The 18,323-nt window shown below is 55.3% G+C and carries 19 protein-coding genes; 9 read left to right on the plus strand and 10 right to left on the minus strand.

Translation table 11 applies throughout. The annotated features are described in order from the left end of the window. The first annotated feature begins 175 nt into the window (after nt 1-175). A complete protein-coding gene (locus ACEW72_RS01145; protein ID WP_373474542.1) occupies nt 176-790 on the plus strand; it encodes a LuxR C-terminal-related transcriptional regulator in 615 nt (204 codons plus the stop codon). Nucleotides 791-848: 58 nt separating this feature from the next. On the opposite strand, the gene glnA is transcribed toward ACEW72_RS01145, so the two are convergent. From glnA to ACEW72_RS01170, 5 genes are all read right to left on the minus strand, one after another. Beyond that, on the minus strand, nt 849-2,261 hold the full coding sequence (gene glnA / locus ACEW72_RS01150) for a type I glutamate--ammonia ligase (RefSeq protein ID WP_373474543.1): 1,413 nt from the start codon (nt 2,259-2,261) through the stop codon (nt 849-851). 46 nt (nt 2,262-2,307) lie between these two features. Next, nucleotides 2,308-2,646, minus strand: coding sequence for a P-II family nitrogen regulator (locus ACEW72_RS01155; RefSeq protein WP_125231011.1), 339 nt, complete (start codon nt 2,644-2,646; stop codon nt 2,308-2,310). A 385-nt stretch (nt 2,647-3,031) separates the two neighbouring features. Further along, nucleotides 3,032-3,670 (minus strand): phasin family protein, encoded by a 639-nt coding sequence (locus ACEW72_RS01160; RefSeq protein WP_373474544.1) that lies wholly within the window; start codon nt 3,668-3,670, stop codon nt 3,032-3,034. A gap of 243 nt (nt 3,671-3,913) precedes the next feature. Further along, nucleotides 3,914-5,053, minus strand: coding sequence for an acyl-CoA dehydrogenase family protein (locus ACEW72_RS01165; RefSeq protein ID WP_373474545.1), 1,140 nt, complete (start codon nt 5,051-5,053; stop codon nt 3,914-3,916). Between the two features lie 142 nt (nt 5,054-5,195). Then, a complete protein-coding gene (locus ACEW72_RS01170; RefSeq protein WP_373474546.1) occupies nt 5,196-6,389 on the minus strand; it encodes an acyl-CoA dehydrogenase family protein in 1,194 nt (397 codons plus the stop codon). 210 nt (nt 6,390-6,599) lie between these two features. Between ACEW72_RS01170 and ACEW72_RS01175 the strand changes: the two genes are divergently transcribed. Next, on the plus strand, nt 6,600-7,367 hold the full coding sequence (locus tag ACEW72_RS01175) for a CsgG/HfaB family protein (protein WP_373474547.1): 768 nt from the start codon (nt 6,600-6,602) through the stop codon (nt 7,365-7,367). 215 nt (nt 7,368-7,582) lie between these two features. Here ACEW72_RS01175 and ACEW72_RS01180 read toward each other — a convergent pair whose 3' ends face one another. Continuing rightward, nucleotides 7,583-9,223 (minus strand): PHA/PHB synthase family protein, encoded by a 1,641-nt coding sequence (locus ACEW72_RS01180; protein ID WP_373474548.1) that lies wholly within the window; start codon nt 9,221-9,223, stop codon nt 7,583-7,585. A gap of 99 nt (nt 9,224-9,322) precedes the next feature. Between ACEW72_RS01180 and ACEW72_RS01185 the strand changes: the two genes are divergently transcribed. The 4 genes from ACEW72_RS01185 to ACEW72_RS01200 all read left to right on the plus strand — a co-directional run bounded on the left by ACEW72_RS01185 (nt 9,323) and on the right by ACEW72_RS01200 (nt 13,630). Continuing rightward, a complete protein-coding gene (locus ACEW72_RS01185; RefSeq protein ID WP_373474549.1) occupies nt 9,323-11,146 on the plus strand; it encodes a DEAD/DEAH box helicase in 1,824 nt (607 codons plus the stop codon). A gap of 81 nt (nt 11,147-11,227) precedes the next feature. After that, nucleotides 11,228-12,439: an LL-diaminopimelate aminotransferase gene (locus ACEW72_RS01190; protein ID WP_373474550.1), complete on the plus strand. Its 1,212-nt coding sequence runs from the start codon at nt 11,228-11,230 to the stop codon at nt 12,437-12,439. Between the two features lies 1 nt (nt 12,440). Then, nucleotides 12,441-12,893, plus strand: coding sequence for an acyl-CoA thioesterase (locus tag ACEW72_RS01195; protein WP_373474551.1), 453 nt, complete (start codon nt 12,441-12,443; stop codon nt 12,891-12,893). Beyond that, nucleotides 12,890-13,630, plus strand: coding sequence for a class I SAM-dependent methyltransferase (locus tag ACEW72_RS01200; protein ID WP_373474552.1), 741 nt, complete (start codon nt 12,890-12,892; stop codon nt 13,628-13,630). The genes ACEW72_RS01195 and ACEW72_RS01200 overlap by 4 nt, the downstream gene beginning before the upstream one ends. A 308-nt stretch (nt 13,631-13,938) precedes the next feature. Here ACEW72_RS01200 and ACEW72_RS01205 read toward each other — a convergent pair whose 3' ends face one another. Beyond that, nucleotides 13,939-14,475 (minus strand): adenine phosphoribosyltransferase, encoded by a 537-nt coding sequence (locus ACEW72_RS01205; protein WP_373474553.1) that lies wholly within the window; start codon nt 14,473-14,475, stop codon nt 13,939-13,941. A 141-nt stretch (nt 14,476-14,616) separates the two neighbouring features. Here ACEW72_RS01205 and ACEW72_RS01210 point away from each other — a divergent pair, with 141 nt between their 5' ends. Together ACEW72_RS01210 and ACEW72_RS01215 are read left to right on the plus strand one after the other, a co-directional pair. Beyond that, on the plus strand, nt 14,617-15,147 hold the full coding sequence (locus ACEW72_RS01210; RefSeq protein WP_373474554.1) for a DUF2975 domain-containing protein: 531 nt from the start codon (nt 14,617-14,619) through the stop codon (nt 15,145-15,147). After that, nucleotides 15,147-15,359, plus strand: coding sequence for a helix-turn-helix domain-containing protein (locus ACEW72_RS01215; RefSeq protein ID WP_373474555.1), 213 nt, complete (start codon nt 15,147-15,149; stop codon nt 15,357-15,359). The genes ACEW72_RS01210 and ACEW72_RS01215 overlap by 1 nt, the downstream gene beginning before the upstream one ends. A 170-nt stretch (nt 15,360-15,529) precedes the next feature. On the opposite strand, the gene rplL is transcribed toward ACEW72_RS01215, so the two are convergent. The 3 genes from rplL to ACEW72_RS01230 all read right to left on the minus strand — a co-directional run bounded on the left by rplL (nt 15,530) and on the right by ACEW72_RS01230 (nt 17,948). Then, nucleotides 15,530-15,901 carry a 50S ribosomal protein L7/L12 gene (gene rplL / locus ACEW72_RS01220; RefSeq protein WP_373474556.1) on the minus strand — a complete coding sequence of 124 codons (372 nt, stop codon included), beginning with the start codon at nt 15,899-15,901 and terminating at the stop codon, nt 15,530-15,532. Between the two features lie 87 nt (nt 15,902-15,988). Continuing rightward, on the minus strand, nt 15,989-16,504 hold the full coding sequence (gene rplJ / locus ACEW72_RS01225; protein ID WP_373474557.1) for a 50S ribosomal protein L10: 516 nt from the start codon (nt 16,502-16,504) through the stop codon (nt 15,989-15,991). Between the two features lie 430 nt (nt 16,505-16,934). Next, nucleotides 16,935-17,948: an AraC family transcriptional regulator gene (locus tag ACEW72_RS01230; RefSeq protein WP_373474558.1), complete on the minus strand. Its 1,014-nt coding sequence runs from the start codon at nt 17,946-17,948 to the stop codon at nt 16,935-16,937. 99 nt (nt 17,949-18,047) lie between these two features. Here ACEW72_RS01230 and ACEW72_RS01235 point away from each other — a divergent pair. Next, on the plus strand, nt 18,048-18,323 hold a 276-nt coding region (locus ACEW72_RS01235; RefSeq protein ID WP_373474559.1), incomplete at its 3' end, for a hypothetical protein.

Consider the following 18,323-nt stretch of genomic DNA (forward strand, 5'->3'; position numbering starts at 1 on the left):
TTGGTGCGAACCCATTCGAAATACGGGCGTTGACCCGATACGCTTCTGGGGAATGGCAACAACCTAACCTTTATACCATGTTTCACCTATATTGCCTGATTCGGGCTTGTCGAAGAAACCGCCATGTTGACTGATGCAGCAATATTCAGCTGCGGTTTAAAAGGAGACAGAGAAAGTGGTCGTTACGGACCGTGCCAAGGAGCGGCTCGACGCTTTGATTGCCAATAGCCCGATTGCGTCGGTGGTTAGTGATCCGCGACAAAAAGATAATCCTATTATTGCCTGTAATGGTGCCTTTATCGAACTGACTGGCTATGCCGAAGACGAGATCATCGGCCGTAATTGCAAGTTTCTGGCAGGGCCCGCTACCGAGCCCTGGTTGACCGAGACTATCCGGAGTGGCGTCAAAAGACATTCGCCGGTTTTGGTAGAGATCCTGAACTATAAACGCGATGGAACCCCTTTTCGCAATGCTGTCCTGGTCGCACCTATGTTCGACGAGGCGGGAGAACTAGAATTCTTTCTTGGCTCGCAGGTCGAGCTGGAAACCGATGCCCCGGCGACCAATACCAATCGTCGATTAGCAGCAGCAATGGCAGTTAAGGCACTGTCCCGTCGGCAGCGGGAGGTGCTTGCAGAAATGGCGTTGGGTCATCTGAACAAGCAAATTGCCTACACTTTGGGATTGAGCGAACAGACTGTCAAAATGCACAGGGCGTTGTTGATGGACCGGCTGGGAGCGGCGACGACTGCGGATGCCATTCGCATCGCTGTCGAGGCGGGTTTGTAGAAAAGGCCCGGCAGTCCCCCAACCACCGGGCCTTCAGCTGCTGATCGGATGCGTTCGATCAGTAGCTGTAATACATGTCGAACTCGACGGGTGAAGGCGTCATTTCCCAACGGGCAACGTCTTCCATCTTGAGTTCGATATAGGCATCAATCTGGTCCTTGCTGAACACGTCACCCTTGAGCAGATAGTCATGGTCCGCAGCGAGACATTCAAGCGCTTCACGCAATGAACCGCAGACGGTTGGAACTTCTGCAAGCTCTGCTGGTGGCAGGTCATACAGGTTCTTGTCCATCGCTTCACCGGGGTGAATCTTGTTCTGGATGCCGTCGAGCCCAGCCATGAACAAAGCCGCGTAAGCTAGATAGGGGTTGGCCATCGCGTCAGGGAAGCGGACTTCAACGCGCTTGGCTTTTGCACCTGCGCCATAAGGAATGCGGCAAGATGCCGAACGGTTGCGCGCCGAATAAGCGAGCAAAACGGGCGCTTCGTAACCCGGTACCAGACGCTTGTAGCTGTTGGTGGTCGGGTTGGTGAACGCGTTTACCGATTTGGCGTGCTTGATGATACCACCGATGAAGAACAGGCACATTTCGGACAGGCCAGCATAGCCATCGCCTGCAAACAATGGCGTCTTGCCGTTCCAGATCGACAGGTGGGTGTGCATACCCGAACCATTATCTTCCTTGATTGGCTTCGGCATGAACGTGGCGGTTTTGCCATAGGCATGCGCAACTTGATGAACGACATATTTGTAGATTTGCATGCGATCGGCAGTTTGTGTCAGCGTTCCGTAGGTCAGGCCAAGCTCATGCTGGGCTGCAGCAACTTCATGGTGATGCTTGTCGCAGGGCAGGCCCATTTCCAACATGGTCGATACCATCTCGCCGCGGATGTCCATGCAGCTATCCACGGGTGCAACAGGGAAATAACCGCCCTTGGCGCGTGGACGGTGACCCATGTTGCCGCTGTCATATTTGGTGCCGGTGTTCGTGGGCAGTTCGATATCGTCGATCTTGTAATAGGACGTATTGTAGCTATTTTCGAAACGCACATCGTCGAACATAAAGAATTCGGCCTCAGGACCGATATAGATCGTGTCACCGATGCCGGTCGTTTTCAGATAGGCTTCGGCGCGCTTTGCGGTCGAACGCGGATCGCGGCTGTAGAGTTCGCCCGTCGATGGTTCCACGATGTCGCAGAAGATGACCAGCATCGGTGTTGCCGAGAACGGATCAACGTAAACTGCGTCGAGATCAGGCTTCAGGATCATGTCGGATTCGTTGATGGCCTTCCAGCCTTCGATCGACGATCCGTCGAACATCAAGCCGTCTTCCAGCTCATCTTCGCCAATCACGCCCGAGCACATGGTCAGATGCTGCCACTTGCCCTTGGGGTCGGTGAAGCGGACATCGACCCACTCGATCTCCTCATCCTTGATACGCTTGATAATATCCTTGGCGCTCGTGCCCATGTTGCTTTCCTTCTTTGACTTGTCGTTTTTTGACGATTTGGGTTTCTTAGACGGCATCGTTATCGCGCTCGCCGGTACGGATACGCAGGGCGGTTTCAACGGGGATGACGAAAATCTTGCCGTCACCGATGCGACCGGTCTGGGCGGCGGCAGCGATAGCCTCTACTACGCGGTCAGCCAGCCCATCCTCGACTACGACTTCCAATTTTACCTTGGGCAGAAAGTCGACGACATATTCGGCACCACGATAGAGTTCGGTATGGCCTTTCTGACGGCCAAAGCCTTTGGCTTCGGTAACGGTGATTCCCGAAACGCCGACCTCGTGCAAAGCTTCTTTTACTTCATCGAGTTTGAATGGCTTGATGATCGCTTCGATCTTTTTCATGGCTTTCCCCTATATGGCGCGGGATTTCTGAATCCGCGCTCTCGGATTATGCCAGTTCTTTATCAAGTATCGTGCCAGATGAGATACGCGATTTTGCGGGATTTACTGGTTAATTCAAATCGTTTTCTTGCTTAAAAAATAGGCAACTGTGCGATTCATGGGCAGCATGTTTTCTGGTTTGAATTGAGTTTTTTGACTCGGCTGAAGCTTGGGAGCGAAATGGGGGCGGTTGGTCCGGCGCAAAAAAACCGCCCTTTCCGTGGTGGAAAGGACGGTTTTTCTATTTCATTGCGCCGGTTCGCCGTTGGCTTTGCCGCCGCCGTTGGGAGGTGGAGAGAGGGCGGCAGGTGCACGTTAGCGCACCGGCACAATATTCAAGCGGTGCTTACGCAGCCTTCTTGAAAAACTCGGTCGTTGCCGCGATGCGGTTCGAAATTGGCTGGAACATGTCGCTAACCAGCTTGACCATGGCTTCAGTGTTCTTCGAACCCTGGGCAACAGCAGTGTCAAAACCCTTGCGAGCCAGTTCACCTTGCAGCTTGACGAAATCGGTTGGCGACTTGACTGCGGTCAATTCCTTGACGGCAACCTGAACTTCTTCAAAATTCTTCTTGGCATAGTCGATGTTGGTCTTGCCCATGTCTTGAGCGCCCTTAGCAACGATCTTGCCGGCTTCGATCATGGCTTCGACATTTGCTTTGTTGAATTCAACAGCATCAGCAGCCATCTTCTTGCCTTTTTCAGTGGCTTCGGTTGCCTTTTCGCGGATGTCGGCGAAGAATTCAGTAGCCTTTTCGGTGGTGGCTTTAACGGTATCAGTCATTTTAGTTACTCCTTGAGCAATCGGGGTTGGTTCAACAGAGACAATCTTTGTAACCAAAGTTTCGGGCTTGGCTGCCGCGACAGGCGCAGGCTTTTCAGCTTGGACCTTTTCAGCAACCGGAGCCGCCTTGGCGGACTCGGCTTTTATCGCTGCGGGTTTCGCAGTTTTGGTAGTTGCGGGGGGTGTTGCCTTACTCGCCATATTGAGCACCATTTCTGTTGTGTTGCACTGCACAATAATGAGTCGCGCAGGTCATGTCAATAAAAATGTTGCACTGCACAATAAATGGGGGATCGGGGTGTTTTGCCCCTCTCCAACTGCGCCTAGGCCTAGCGGCCAAGACTACGTACCTCTCCCCTTCAGGGGAGAGGTACGTACTCTTATGGCTTTAGCCATTAGACGAAGTGGAGAGGGGGGCGTTGGAGTGCCGACCTCTCCGCCCAATTATGCCGCCAAAGTCAGCTGTTCAAACCGGTCAAAATGATAATCGGCCGAGCCGAACTGGCCTTCGATCATCGTGGCGCGTTTGAAATAATGGCCGATTGCAAGTTCCTGTGTGATACCGATGCCACCATGGGTCTGGATGGCGTTCTGACCAACAAACTTTGCAGCGCGGGACACCTTGGCTTTGCACGCCGAAACGGCTGCCTTGCGTTCGGCGGCAGGAAGGTCAAGCTTCAATGTCGCCATTGTCGTCATCGATTTGCTCTGTTCGACTTCCATGAACATATCGACCATGCGGTGCTGCAATACCTGAAAGCGCGAGATCGGCTGGCCGAACTGGTTGCGCTGACGCGCATATTCCAGAGTGCCCTGATGCAGCTTGAACGTGACGCCGCACGCTTCGGCGCAGACGGAGACAGTCGCCTCATCGACGATCTGCTCGATCAGCGGCAAGCCAGCACCTTCGCTGCCCAGCAACGCGTCACCGGGAATGGCGACATTTTCGAAATAGACTTCAGATGCCTGGAAACCGTCAACGGTCGGATAATCGCGGCGGACGATGCCGGGCAAATTGGCATCGATCAGAAATAGCGAAACGCCGCCTGCTTCGCTGCCCGATCCACCGGTACGCGCGGTGACGAGCAAATGGCTTGCCCAAGGCGCGGCATATACAACGCCCTTGTGACCGTTCAGGATATAGCCGGCGCCATCCTTTTTTGCGGTAGTGCGGATATTTGCCAGATTGTAGCGGCCCTGCGGTTCGGCATAAGCAAAAGCGATGATGACATTGCCGCCAATGATTTCAGGGATGACGGCATCGGCAATGGCGCCACCGACGGCCTTCAGTGCGCCGCCGCCGAGAACAACAGTCTGCAGATAAGGCTCGATGGCAATGACCTTGCCAAGCTCTTCCATGATCAGCGCGTTTTCGAGATATCCGCCGCCAAGGCCGCCATGATCTTCGCTGAAAGAAGCGCCCAGCATGCCAAGATCCTGCGCCAGTGCTTTCCAGATTCCGGCATCGCGTCCTGTGTCGCTGGCGATCATCTTGCCACGACTGTCGAAGTCATACGTGTCCGCAAGAAAACGGCTGAGTGTCTCGCGGATCATGTCCTGCGTTTCGGTGTAGCTGAAATCCATTACTTCGCCTCTCTCACAACTTATTTTGTCATTCCCGCGAAAGCGGGAATCCATGGACTGACCGGTGTGCTTGCCCCGAAACTTCAGGCCATGGACCCCCGATCAGGACGGGGGTGACACTGCTTTTGTTTTAGATGTAAACTTAAATACCCAGCACCATCTTGGCGATGATGTTGCGCTGGATCTCGTTCGATCCACCATAAATCGTCGTCTTGCGGGCGTTGAAATAAGTTGGTGCCGCGCGGTGTGCGTAATCGGGGCCGATGGGATGTTCGTTATCCCCTTCGCCGAAACCGCGGAAGTATGGCGCACCATAATGGCCAACCGCTTCCAGCGCGAGTTCGGTAATTCGCTGCTGGATTTCGGAACCCTTGATTTTCAGCAGGCTCGATTCAGGTCCGGGACCTTTGCCTGCCGCTTCACCGGCAAGACTGCGTAATTCGGTGAATTCGAGGGCAGTCAGATCGATTTCGAGTTCGGAAATCTTGCGCTTGAAAAAGGCATTGGCCAGCAAGGGCTTGTCGCCGTCCATTTCGGTGCGGGCGATCTGCTTGATCTTTTCGACGCCGCGCTTGGAACGGGCAACCGCTGCAATTCCGGTGCGTTCGTGGGCGAGCAGGAACTTGGCGCAGGTCCAGCCCTTGTTTTCTTCGTAGATCCGGTTTTCGACCGGCACGCGCACATCTTCGAGCCAGACTTCGTTGACTTCATGTTCGCCGCCAAGGGTGATGATCGGGCGGACCGTGACGCCCGGCGATTTCATATCGATCAGCAGGAAGCTGATCCCCTCCTGCGCCTTTACATCGTTATCGGTGCGGACAAGGAAGAAACCCCAATCGGCATGTTGCGCCATAGTTGTCCATGTCTTCTGGCCATTGACGATATAATCGTCGCCATCACGCACGGCTTTGGTACGGAGCGATGCAAGGTCGGAACCGGCGCCTGGCTCGGAATAACCCTGGCACCACCAGTCATCACCCGACAATACACCAGGCAGGAAGCGTGCCTTTTGTTCGGCTGTGCCGAAAGTGTAAATGACCGGACCGACCATCGACAGACCGAAGGGCATTGTGCCGACGCAATCCGCCGCCGCAAGTTCCTCTGACCAGATGAACCGCTGGGTCGCGGTCCAGCCGGGGCCGCCATATTCAACGGGCCATGCCGGCGCGATCCAGCCCTTTTTCGCAAGGATGCGGTGCCAGGACAGGAAATCTTCTTTTGAAAGATCATGGCCTTCATCCTGCACGGAGCGCAGGTTTTCAGGGTAATTTTCGGCGATGAAGCTACGTACTTCCTGTTGGAAGGCGATTTCTTCGGGACTGAATTCCAATTGCATGGCGACTCTCCTCTGAAGCGTTTCACATGAGTTACCGAACGTTTACGTAAACGTCAACTCGTGAGATGCTCAATTTCATGTTTTTTCGCATGATGAACGCTTTGCGCTTGGCAATAAGTGAGCCTGCGGGATATAACCTCGGCACGGGGGTCGCACCATCATATCTAATTTCAGGCAAGCAAAAGACTTGACCTATTCGGAGGGATAGAAATGCGACTTATCATTTCCACATTATTGGCCGGCGCAATGCTGACATTGGCCACACCTGCAATGGCAAAAGAAGACAAGTCTTCCGCCAGAAAGGCACAAGACAAGAATATGACCGAAATACCCGTTTGCACGCGCAAGCTGGGAACTGTGGCCATTACCGAACCCGAAACCCAGTGGTGGAGCGAGTTAGGCCTTTCCAATCCTGAGGCGGTTATCAAATTCTTCGTGCAGAAGTCGGGTTGCTTTTCGCTTGTTGATCGCGGCGGTGGCCTTGCTGCCCGCGCGGTTGAGCGGGCTTTAGGCGATTCCGGCGAATTGCAGCGCGGATCGAACATCGGCAAGCGTCAGGTCAAGGCCGCCGACTATGTCATCGTGCCCGACATTATCAGCCGTAACAGCAATTCCGGCGGCAGCAATATCGCGGGCGGTTTGGCAGGGGCATTGGGCGGCCGGTTTATCGGCGGCCTGGTCGGAGGACTAAAGGTTTCCAAAAAGGAAGCGAGCGTTTCGCTCTCGGTAGTCAATGTACGCACCACCGAAATCGAGGCATTGTCCGAAGGCTATTATCGCAAATCCGACGTTAGCTGGGGCGCCGGCGGTGGTGCATGGTGGGGCGGCGGCCTTGCTGGTGCAGGTGGCGGAAGCTATCAGAATAGCGATATCGGACAGGTGATCGTGCTCGCTTATCTCGACGCCTATAAAAAGATGGTCACCGAACTGGGTGGCTTGCCGGAAAATGCGAGTGAGGCGGCGCCACTGGCTGAATAAGTTTTTTGGGGGCAGTTTGCTCGCAAACCTCACCGTCGCTCCCCTCTCCAACTGCGCCTAGGCCTGACGGCCAAGGCTCCGTATCCTCTCCCCTGAGCCGAAGGCGGCCGGAGGCCAACGGGAGAGGTCTAGCGCTATTCCCCTCTCTCCTTTAGGGGAGAGGTACGTAGTCTTATGGCTTTAGCCATTAGACGAAGTGGAGAGGGGGAGTTAACTCAACGCGTCTTCACATAGCTGCCGGGCGCGGATTCCAGGGCTTTTAGCTTGCCTTCGCCCGGTATGCGGGCGCCTTTTACGGCAACCATTTTATCGCTCCGATGCTTTATCCAGCTGACCCAGTCCGGCCACCAGCTACCTTTGGTCTCGGTCGCGCCTTCGATAAATTCAGCCAAGGTCGCAGGCTTGTCATCGTTGGTCCAATACTGATATTTGTGCTGGACCGGCGGATTGACCACACCTGCAATATGTCCGCTTCCGGCGAGCAGGAACTTGACCGGCCCGGTAAAATGGTCCTGCAATTTCCAGACGCTTTCCACCGGCGCAATATGGTCTTCGCGGCCAGCCTGAATATAGGTTGGCGTTTTGACCTTGGTCAGGTCAATCGGGGTGTCTAGCGCCGTCAACGCGCCGGGGATGACCAGCTTGTTGTCGCGGTACAGGTCGCACAAATAGTTGCGGTGCCACAGGGCGGGCAGGTTGGTGACATCGCCATTCCAGTGCAGCAGGTCAAACGCCGGATACTCTTCGCCTAGCAGATAGTTTTTGACGACGGTTGACCAGATCAGGTCCTTTCCGCGCAACAGGTTAAAGCTGAGGGCCAGAAAACGGCCATCAATATAACCTTGCGGAGCCGCCAGGGCCTCAATCATCTTGAGTTGATGTTCATCAATGAAATTGAGCAATTCGCCACTTTGGCTGAAATCCACCTGTGCGGTGAAGAAGGTCGCGCTTTTAACCTTCGCCGCTTCGCTTTTCGCCGACAGAATGGCCAGAGTTGCCGCCAAAGTGGTGCCAGCAACGCAATAGCCGATCGTATGAACGTCATCGACCTTAAGTGCGGCGCAAACGGTGTCGATGGCATCAATTTGCGCGGCGATGTAATCATCCCACACAATGTCCTTCATCGAACTGTCGGCGGATTTCCATGACACGACGAATACCGTAATGCCTTGGTCAACACACCATTTGATAAAGCTTTTCTCCGCTGTCAGGTCGAGGATATAGAAACGGTTGATCCATGGCGGAAATATGATGAGCGGGGTTTCCAGAACCTTTTCGGTCGTCGGTTCATATTGCAGCAGCTGGTATAAAGGTGTCTGGTGCACGACCTTGCCCGGGGTTGCTGCAATATTTTCGCCCAGCTTAAAGGCGTTCGGGTCGGTATGGGTCAATTGGCCGCGTTGCATATCGTACAACAAATGCTGCATACCCGACATCAGGCTTGCGCCTTTTGTCTCAACCGCTTTTTCGAGAGCAACCGGGTTGGTGAAAGGCGAATTGGCCGGGCTCATCGCTTCGACAACGGTGCGGATCGCAAAACCGATTTTTGCTTTTTCAGCGTGCGGGATATCTTCAAGCTGTTCGGCGGCGCCCATCATATAATCTGACATGACCTGATAGCCTTGGCGGACAAGGTCAAATACCGGATGTTCCCATTGCGGACTGGAAAAACGGCGGTCTTTCGGGTCGATTTTATCGCGCCCCGCCTTCGCCAACGGCGCAAGAACCTCACCCCAGGCATCCAGCGCCTTTTGATAGGCGGCCAACGGATCGGTCGGCACCATGCCGGTTCCGTCGATCATCTTGGTGAATTGTTCAGGGTCCATGAAGGGTGGGATATGTGGTGAATCAGCCATATCACTTGCATAACTAAAGCAACGCATTTGTCGATGCCTCCTTTTATTGTGCGGCGCAGCATGGACATTGCAACAAAAAGAGCGCAATGGGCACGATATATGACATTTGAAAACATCCCGCCGCTTCTCGACGAAGCGCTTACCGCGCGTGGTTATACTGCGCTGACTCCTGTTCAATCGGCCGTAATTGCAACCGAAGCCGAAGGTCGTGACCTTGTGGTTTCGGCGCAAACCGGTTCTGGCAAGACCGTCGCCTTCGGTCTGGCAATGGCCCCGCAGATATTGGACGGCGGTATGGTCAGTCTGGCGCGGGAACCCGCCGCGCTTATTATTGCGCCGACCCGCGAGCTCGCCTTGCAGGTTAGTCGTGAACTGATGTGGCTTTATGGCAAGGCTGGTGTGCGGATCGCGACCTGTGTTGGCGGCATGGATGCCTCCAAGGAACGGCGCAACCTGTCGCAAGGCGCGCAGATTGTGGTCGGAACGCCGGGCCGCTTGCGCGACCATCTGGAACGCGGTGCTCTTGACCTGTCGGCGCTAAAGGTCGCGGTTCTGGATGAAGCCGACGAAATGCTCGACATGGGCTTTCGCGAAGAGCTTGAAGAGATATTGAACGCGACGCCGGAAGACCGGCGTACATTGCTGTTTTCGGCAACTATACCAAAGCCTATCGTGTCTTTGGCAAAGCGTTATCAGCGCGACGCACTGCGGATTTCGACCGTTGGCGAAGATCGCGGACATGGTGATATCAGCTATCAGGTGGTCACGGTTGCTCCGCCCGACATTGAAAATGCCGTAGTCAACTTGCTCCGCCTGCATGAAGCGGAGACGGCGATATTATTTTGCGCGACCCGCGAAAATGTGCGGCACTTGCACGCCAATCTTACCGAACGCGGCTTTAACGTGGTCGCTTTATCGGGTGAACATAGCCAGAGCGAACGCAATCAGGCGCTTCAGGCGCTGCGTGACCGGCGCGCGCGCGTTTGCGTTGCAACCGACGTTGCTGCGCGTGGTATTGATTTGCCCAATTTGTCGTTGGTGGTCCATGTCGAATTGCCGCGTGATGCCGAAGGGCTTCAGCACAGGTCCGGTCGTACTGGCCGCGCCGGACGCAAGGGCACGGCGGTTTTGATCGTGCCGTATCAGCGCCGCAAGCGGGTCGAATCGATGCTGCGTGGTGCAAAGATTGAGGCGGAGTGGATCAAGGTGCCAACCGCCGCCGATATTCGCGCAAAAGATCATGACCGTTTGCTGGAAACGCTTCTGACCCCGGTCGAAGTTGAAGATGAAGACCGCGCCTTGGGTGCCCGTTTGCTGGAAACCATGTCGGCCGAGGCTATCGCAGCAGCGCTGGTCCGCGTCCACCGTGCCCGTATGCCGCAAGCAGCGGATATGCTGGACGACGGCAGCCGTGAAAAACCCCGCGATGACCACCGCGCCGGTTTTGATGACTCGGTCTGGTTCACACTTAACATTGGTCGCAAGAATAACGCCGATCCCAAATGGATATTGCCGCTTCTGTGCCGTCGCGGCGGCGTTACCAAAAACGACATTGGCGCTATACGGATTGCTGCGAACGAAACCCATGTCGGCATCGCCGCAGCGGCGGTTGCCAAATTCGCCAAGGCCATCGCGCTACCGGGTAATGACGAAGATAATGATGTCGAGATCGTGCAAGCGAGCGGCCCGCCACGGGAGGCTGCGCGTGAAAACAAACGGATGGGCCGTGATGGCGGAAGGCCCCAGCGGCCACAGCTTGGTGTCAATCCACGCGGTGATAAACCACGGGGTGATCGTCCGCGCGGTGACGGTCCGCGGGGTGGTCCACCAAATCGCGATGGTGCACGCCCCTTCCGCAAGGACGGCCCCGCGCCGTCCAAACATGGCGTCAAGCACAAGGCAAAGGGCAACCGTCCAAGATAAACGGCATAGTTTTTCTGGAAATGGGGGAAAAGTTCGACCATGAAGGTCGGACTTGAAACCTCTAACCGGAAACGGGAGCCAATGTCCGAAGAATTCTACCGCATCAAGCGTCTGCCGCCTTATGTCATCGCCGAAGTCAACGCGATGCGCGCGGCGGCCCGTGCGGCGGGTGAGGATATAATCGACCTGGGCATGGGCAATCCCGATCTGCCGCCCCCGCCCCATGTGATCGAGAAGCTGTGCGAAGTGGCGCAAAAGCCCGACGCGCACGGCTATTCCGCATCAAAAGGCATACCCGGCCTCAGAAAGGCGCAGGCCAATTATTATGGCCGCCGCTTCGGCGTCGATGTCGACCCGGAACATGAAGTCGTCGTCACAATGGGTTCGAAAGAAGGTTTGGCGAGTCTTGCAACGGCCATCACTGCGCCCGGCGATGTCGTACTCGCCCCGAACCCCAGTTACCCCATTCATACCTTCGGCTTCATCATCGCAGGTGCAACAATCCGGTCGGTACCCACGACGCCGGATGAAAACTATTTCCGGTCGCTGGAACGGGCGATGGCCTTCACGGTGCCGCGTCCTTCCATATTGGTTGTGAACTATCCGTCGAACCCGACCGCTGAAACGGTCGATTTGGCATTCTATGAACGGTTGGTGGCTTGGGCGAAGGATAACAAAGTCTGGATCTTGTCCGATCTTGCTTATTCCGAACTCTATTTTGATGGAAATCCGACGCCTTCGATCCTTCAGGTCAAGGGCGGCAAGGATGTCGCGGTCGAGTTCACCTCGCTTTCGAAAACTTATTCCATGGCCGGATGGCGCGTTGGCTTTGCCGTGGGTAACCGGCAATTGATCGCGGCGATGACGCGGGTCAAAAGCTATCTGGATTACGGAGCCTTCACCCCGATACAGGCCGCCGCTTGCGCCGCCCTCAACGGGCCGCAGGATATTGTCGAACAGAACCGGCAACTATATCATAAACGTCGCGACATATTGGTCGAAGCGTTCGGCAGAGCCGGATGGGACATCCCGCCGCCGCGTGCTTCGATGTTTGCATGGGCACCTTTGCCGCCCGCGCTCGCGCATCTGGGCAGTCTTGAATTTTCAAAGCAGATGCTGACCCATGCCAAGGTCGCGGTCGCGCCCGGCGTCGGCTATGGCGAAGACGGCGAAGGTTATGTACGTATCGCCATGGTCGAAAACGAACACCGCCTGCGTCAGGCGGCGCGCAATGTGAAGCGGTACCTCCAATCCATGGGGGTCAACACACCAAGCCAGTCGAAAGCGATCTGATATGGCCCGCGCTGAATTCGCCTTTAGCCATAGGTTTCGGGTGCGCTGGTCAGAAACAGACGCCCAAGGTGTCGTGTTTAACGCCCGCTATCTCGACTATGCCGACATCGCGATTACCGAATATTGGCGCGAAACGAAATTGCGTGAGCGTGCCGACGGGGATCCGTTGGAATTTCACGTGAAGAAGGCCACGGTGACCTGGTTCGCACCCATTTTGCCCGATGAAATGATTGAAGTCATGGCGCGGACGATTGCGACTGGCCGGACCAGTATGACGCAAACGGTCGAAATTCACGGCGCGCGCGATGATGGGTCAGAAGATTTGCGCGCAACGGTTGATCTGGTCAGCGTCTATGTCGACCTTGAAACGCACCGGCCTATACCGTTACCCGATTGGGTTGGCCCCGCTTTTGCAGAATTCGATGCAATGGCAATGCGTCCGGTGCCGGCATGACTTTGTGCCGAATAGCCTTATATTCTGCCCTGCTGGTTTTGGGCGGTGGTGGACTGGCATCTTGCCAGCAAACCCCGACGGTGAATGGCGAGACAGATCGGTCGGGTGAATTTCCTAGCCCCTACCGGCTGGTATCCGAAGCCGGAGATACGCAATTCTCGAACGAGGCCGCCCGTGACGAAGCGGGAGAGGCGCAATTTGTGATGGATTGGGCGGGTATTAAACCCGGCACCACCGTGGCCGATATCGGCGCCGGCGAAGGCTATTACACCATAAGACTGGCCGGGCGTGTTGGACCAAAAGGGCGGGTGCTGGCGCAGGATATCAACCGAGGTGCGCTTGACCGGTTGGGCGAACGGGTGACGCGCGAGCAGCTCGATAATGTGGCAATCAAAGAAGGCGCAGTTGATGATCCGCGCCTTCCGGAAAACAGTTTTGATCGCGTTTTCATGGTTCATATGTACCATGAGGTCGCCGAACCTTACGCCTTTTTGTGGCGCTTGCGGCCCGCACTTGCCAAAGGCGGTGAGGTAATCGTGGTTGATCGGGACCGACCGACTGACCAGCATGGCATTCCTCCCAAATTATTGTTCTGCGAATTTGCGGCAGTCGGGTACCGATTGACGGGCTTTAGCGAAGAGCTGAAATTGGGGGGCTATATTGCCCGTTTCACGCCAACAGGCCGCAGACCAGACCCCATTGCAATCAAGACCTGCGGTACACCGCCACCGCGCTGACATCAAAAAAATGACCCCCAACCCCTTTTGGGGTGGAGGGTCAGAAAGGGATTGCCTGTTTGGGGTTTCGGGGGGATGGCAATCCGAAAAAACAGGCCCGTCAATGGAGTGGGGAGAGGGTTTCTCGTCCATTTTCGAGTCGAAACAAAGTAACACTTTCATTTTACAATTTTGCGTCAGGACGAAGAAGGAAAGAACAACGGGCCGATTTACCTCCCGGTTCCTTTGTCATTCCGGCCTTCGCGGGAATGACTATGTTGTGGTGGTGAGAATGTCTCGCCAACGTTCCGCCTAACAGCGAAAGGTCGTCAATCGCCTTCAAAATCTATCAGGCAATCGACCTTGATGCCTTGCGCGCGCAGTTTTGCGGCCCCGCCAAGATCGGGGAGATCGACGATGAACAATGCCTGGTCGACCACGCCGCCACCGCGTGTAATCAGATCGACCCCGGCCAAAGCCGTGCCGCCAGTTGCAATCAAGTCACCGACCAGCAGCACTTTTTGTCCCGGTTGAACATGGCCGACATGCATCTCTATCCGGTCGGTGCCATATTCAAGGGCATAGTCGGTGCCGATCTTCTCGCCGGGTAACTTACCCGGTTTGCGAAGCATCAACTTGCCCAGCCCCAGCGCATAAGAAAGGCCGGCTGCGACCACAAATCCGCGGGCTTCTATTCCGGCGATCAATGTTGTGTCTGGCGCGACCATAGCCGCCATCCGGTCAATTGTGGCGCGAAATCCGGGGCCGTCGAGCAGCAATGTCGAGACATCCCGGAACAATATCCCCGGCTTGGGGTAATCAGGGATATTGCGAATCAGCGCGGCAAGGTCGGCATTGTCAGTCATGAAGGTTGAGTGCCTTGTCCCCCCGAAAGTTTCAAAGGAAAAGCGCAGCAAAGCTAGTATTTATCGAAAAACAATAATGTTCTTGACGATATTCGAATCATCGCATATTGTTTATCAATAATATCAATATTGGAGATCGATATGACTGAAATTGCTGACAACCGTATTTTACGGATAACCAGATGGCTGGTGTATCTCATCATGGGCCTTGTTGCTGCCGTGGGGATCCTTCTCGCGGTGATGAGCGTCATCTTGCCATTCTATTGGACCGACGCGATGGCGGCGATCGCCAAATCATATCCCGACCTCGACCCGTTTACACTATTGCCGCACCTGCTCTCGATTTTTGCATTGGGCATCCTGATTCTTGGAATGCTGTGGACGATCATGCGGAAACTTTTGGCGATTATCGCCAGTGTTGAAGTGGGTGATCCGTTCGTGCGTGCCAATGCCGTCCGGTTGAAAGCGATCGGCTGGCTGATGGTTGGAATACAAATTGTCGGTACGCCATTGGCTTTTGCGGCCGGCGAAGCGGCTGAGTTACTCGGGGATACCGATACCGGTTTTGATATTTCGCTGAACGGCATTTTGTCCATTTTGCTGGTGTTCATTCTTGCAGGCATTTTTGAACGCGGCTCCGAAATGCGTGAAGAGCTGGAAGGAACTGTCTGATGCCTGTTACTGTGAAATTGGACGACCTGCTTTACGCCAAGCGGATGACACTGACTGAATTGGCAGAACGCGTCGACATCACCCTTGCCAATCTGTCGATTTTGAAAACCGGCAAGGCCAAGGCGATCCGTTTTTCCACGCTGGAAGCGATCTGCAAGGTGCTTGAATGCCAGCCCGGAGATTTGCTGGGTTTTGAAGAAGGAAGCGAATGATGAATGTTGCATTCAAAATCTCCATCCCGCCACGCTTGCTTATGATGCTGGCTCTGGTTGCCGCCGCTGCTCTCATTCTCGGCTAAGTCTGCAACACCCCGACCCTGAAACGAAAACGGGCGGCCTATCGCTAGGCCGCCCGTTTCTGTATCCCTTGCGGGAAAGCAGAATTACTTCAGCTCGACGGTGCCGCCAGCTGCAAGGATCTTCGCCTTGATTTCTTCGGCTTCTGCCTTGTTCACTGCTTCCTTGATCGCCTTTGGCGCGGACTCGACGAGAGCCTTTGCTTCGGTCAGACCAAGTTGCGTAATCGCACGGACTTCCTTGATGACAGCAATCTTGTTGCCGCCGTCACCGGTCAGGATGACGTCAAATTCAGTCTGCTCTTCAGCAGCAGGTGCAGCAGCAGCGGCAGGGCCAGCTACAGCAACAGCAGCAGCGGCGCTAACGCCCCACTTTTCTTCCAACGCCTTTGCAAGGTCAGCCGCTTCGAGAACGGTCAACGACGAGAGTTGCTCTACGAGCTTTTCAATATCAGCCATTTAAATAACACTCCGATTTTCTGTCATATTTGTAGGGCTCGCCCAGCCGGTGAAAACCATGGGACGCAGCCGGTTTAAGTCAAAAATTTACGCTGCCTCTTGGTCAGCATAGGCACCAAATACGCGTGCCAATTTCGCCGCCGGTGCGGTCGTGAGCTGAGCAATCTTCGTTGCCGGCGCTTGTACAAGCCCGATAATCGTAGAGCGCAACTGGTCGAGCGATGGCAATGAAGCCAGCGCCTTTACACCGTTTACATCTAGGAACGTGTCACCCATCGCACCGCCGACAATTTCTAACTTGTCATTGGTCTTGGCGAACTCGACTGCAACCTTGGCGGCTGCGACCGGGTCCGACGATGTGGCGAGCGCAGTAGGGCCGGTGAGCAATTCAGCCACCGATCCATATTGCGTCCCATCGAGAGCGATCTTGGCAAGACGGTTCTTGGCAACCTTATAGCTTGCACCCGCATCGCGCATCTTCAAACGCAGGTCGGTCGATTGTGCAACCGTCAGCCCGAGATTCCGGGTGACGACGACAACCGCCGCTTCGTTAAAAGTGGCGTTCAGCGATGCAACTGTTTCGGTCTTTTCAGAACGGTTCATGCATTACTCCTTATTCGGACTTCTCCGGCGAACCGGAAAAATCCAACACGAATTGCGAAGCACCCGGCTGGGCGATCCGCTGACTTGGTCCGTGGGGAAGTTTCATGCCGAACTCGCGACCAAAGGTCAGGAGCAAATGGCGAAGGTGCTACGCGAGCACCTGAAATCTCTATCCCCGTCTAGGCTGGACATTAAGAACGGCAAATTCCGCTCACCAACTGTCTCGGACGGTTGCCGGTGGAGCCGTCGCCCCACCGAACGAGCGTGCCATTAGCAGGGTTGGGGGGAGAGTCAAGGGTTGGTGGCGCGTCAAAGGGTATCGGGCCGGGCACAAATGCTTGGCGCTACCAGCTCAATGAGCTGGTTTCAGCGTCCGGATGCACCGCGCGACGTCGTGTAGCAAAAGAAATCAAATTGGTCTCAAGGCGTTTTACCTGAAAGCTTGCAGATACCCGCGCGGGCTTTGACCCATCCATCGCTTGAACGCGCGCGAAAAAGCGCTGGGGTCGGAAAATCCGACAAGATATGCAGTTTCATTTACCGATACCTTTTTCCCTCTCAGATATTCGATTGCAAGCTTTTGCCGAAGGTCATCGAGAATCATTTCGAACGTCGCACCTTCGGCTTTGAGCTTGCGGTACAAAGTCTGCCTGCTCATCCCCAATTGCCCAGATACTGCCTCGATACTGGTATCGCCGCGGTGCAAGACCGGTAACAAATGGCTTTCGACGCGGGCGCGAATTGTTTTTGAATTTTCAAGCCGATCAAGCAACGCGCTGGCGTGTTCGGTCAGGATACCGAACGCATAATGCGGCGTTAGGGCAACTGGATGCGTCAGCCAGCTTTCATCGAGGAGCATTGCGTTACGGGTGCTGCCGAATGTCACCGGCGCACGAAAAATCCGCTGATACTCGTCGGCATAAGGTGGCGCCGGGTGGGTGAAATGGATCGCACCCAGATGCAGCGCATCGGTAAAACGCCTTGGCCCCGAAGCCAGGCGTGCAAAGGTAATCTCTGTTAGCTCCGGGAAGTCATCGGCGTTGATCCGATTGTCGACCATCCAGACCTCGCCTGCCTCGCGTAGTATATCGAACCGTTGCGCCAATCCGAGATCGACCTCTATTACTAAATGGCTATAGCGGTTGAGCTGAGTCAGCGCGTCCATCATCGTCGCAGATGCATGGGTTACCAGTCCGACCACTGACACATCCGACAGATCGACCTGTTCGGCATAATGCAGCGCAAAGGCGGGGTCGCCGGTCAGCGTTTTGGCCGCCATCACCAACGCCTTATAGCGCGACATGGCGATGCGGTTGTCTTGATCCGCCAGCAGCGAAGGGTCGATCCCCGATTTTTGCAGCAGGCTGTCGACGGCGGCGCCGTTGCGGACTGCAAAGTCGATCAGGCCACGGGCAATGCCTGCCGAAACGGTGTGCTCAGTCATTCCTGTTACCTAAAGTCATGTATTTGAAGCCAACGGTCATGGCTGTAGGTGTATTATATCGGCAATACGCATTGCAACAACGAAACACAAGGAGCCAGCATGCGTAAGAATATAACCGGCACTATCAGTATAGCCTTGCTATCGATAGCATCTCCAGCCGCCGCCAATACGGTCAGTGACTGGGTCGAGTTTGCCAACCGCATCCACAGCCCGCTCGACCCAGCGCCCGAGGGCCGCGCGCGCCCCGAAAGCAGTCGCGCGACGACGCGAGTGGCGCTGGCAATGTTCGAGGCACTGAATGCCATCGACCACCGTTATGAAAGCTATGTCGGCATGGCTCAGGGTGACAAGACGGCCTCGCCCGATGCCGCTGCC

This window comes from Sphingorhabdus sp., from assembly GCF_041737645.1.
Taxonomy (GTDB): domain Bacteria; phylum Pseudomonadota; class Alphaproteobacteria; order Sphingomonadales; family Sphingomonadaceae; genus Sphingorhabdus_B.

Excerpts from the sequence above, each read along its gene's own strand:
- glnA (WP_373474543.1), bottom strand. The coding sequence starts at position 2,261 with ATGGGCACGAGCGCCAAGGATATTATCAAGCGTATCAAGGATGAGGAG.
- ACEW72_RS01155 (WP_125231011.1), bottom strand. The coding sequence starts at position 2,646 with ATGAAAAAGATCGAAGCGATCATCAAGCCATTCAAACTCGATGAAGTA.
- ACEW72_RS01160 (WP_373474544.1), bottom strand. The coding sequence starts at position 3,670 with ATGGCGAGTAAGGCAACACCCCCCGCAACTACCAAAACTGCGAAACCC.
- ACEW72_RS01165 (WP_373474545.1), bottom strand. The coding sequence starts at position 5,053 with ATGGATTTCAGCTACACCGAAACGCAGGACATGATCCGCGAGACACTC.
- ACEW72_RS01170 (WP_373474546.1), bottom strand. The coding sequence starts at position 6,389 with ATGCAATTGGAATTCAGTCCCGAAGAAATCGCCTTCCAACAGGAAGTA.
- ACEW72_RS01175 (WP_373474547.1), top strand. The coding sequence starts at position 6,600 with ATGCGACTTATCATTTCCACATTATTGGCCGGCGCAATGCTGACATTG.
- ACEW72_RS01180 (WP_373474548.1), bottom strand. The coding sequence starts at position 9,223 with ATGGCTGATTCACCACATATCCCACCCTTCATGGACCCTGAACAATTC.
- ACEW72_RS01185 (WP_373474549.1), top strand. The coding sequence starts at position 9,323 with ATGACATTTGAAAACATCCCGCCGCTTCTCGACGAAGCGCTTACCGCG.
- ACEW72_RS01190 (WP_373474550.1), top strand. The coding sequence starts at position 11,228 with ATGTCCGAAGAATTCTACCGCATCAAGCGTCTGCCGCCTTATGTCATC.
- ACEW72_RS01195 (WP_373474551.1), top strand. The coding sequence starts at position 12,441 with ATGGCCCGCGCTGAATTCGCCTTTAGCCATAGGTTTCGGGTGCGCTGG.
- ACEW72_RS01200 (WP_373474552.1), top strand. The coding sequence starts at position 12,890 with ATGACTTTGTGCCGAATAGCCTTATATTCTGCCCTGCTGGTTTTGGGC.
- ACEW72_RS01205 (WP_373474553.1), bottom strand. The coding sequence starts at position 14,475 with ATGACTGACAATGCCGACCTTGCCGCGCTGATTCGCAATATCCCTGAT.
- ACEW72_RS01210 (WP_373474554.1), top strand. The coding sequence starts at position 14,617 with ATGACTGAAATTGCTGACAACCGTATTTTACGGATAACCAGATGGCTG.
- ACEW72_RS01215 (WP_373474555.1), top strand. The coding sequence starts at position 15,147 with ATGCCTGTTACTGTGAAATTGGACGACCTGCTTTACGCCAAGCGGATG.
- rplL (WP_373474556.1), bottom strand. The coding sequence starts at position 15,901 with ATGGCTGATATTGAAAAGCTCGTAGAGCAACTCTCGTCGTTGACCGTT.
- rplJ (WP_373474557.1), bottom strand. The coding sequence starts at position 16,504 with ATGAACCGTTCTGAAAAGACCGAAACAGTTGCATCGCTGAACGCCACT.
- ACEW72_RS01230 (WP_373474558.1), bottom strand. The coding sequence starts at position 17,948 with ATGACTGAGCACACCGTTTCGGCAGGCATTGCCCGTGGCCTGATCGAC.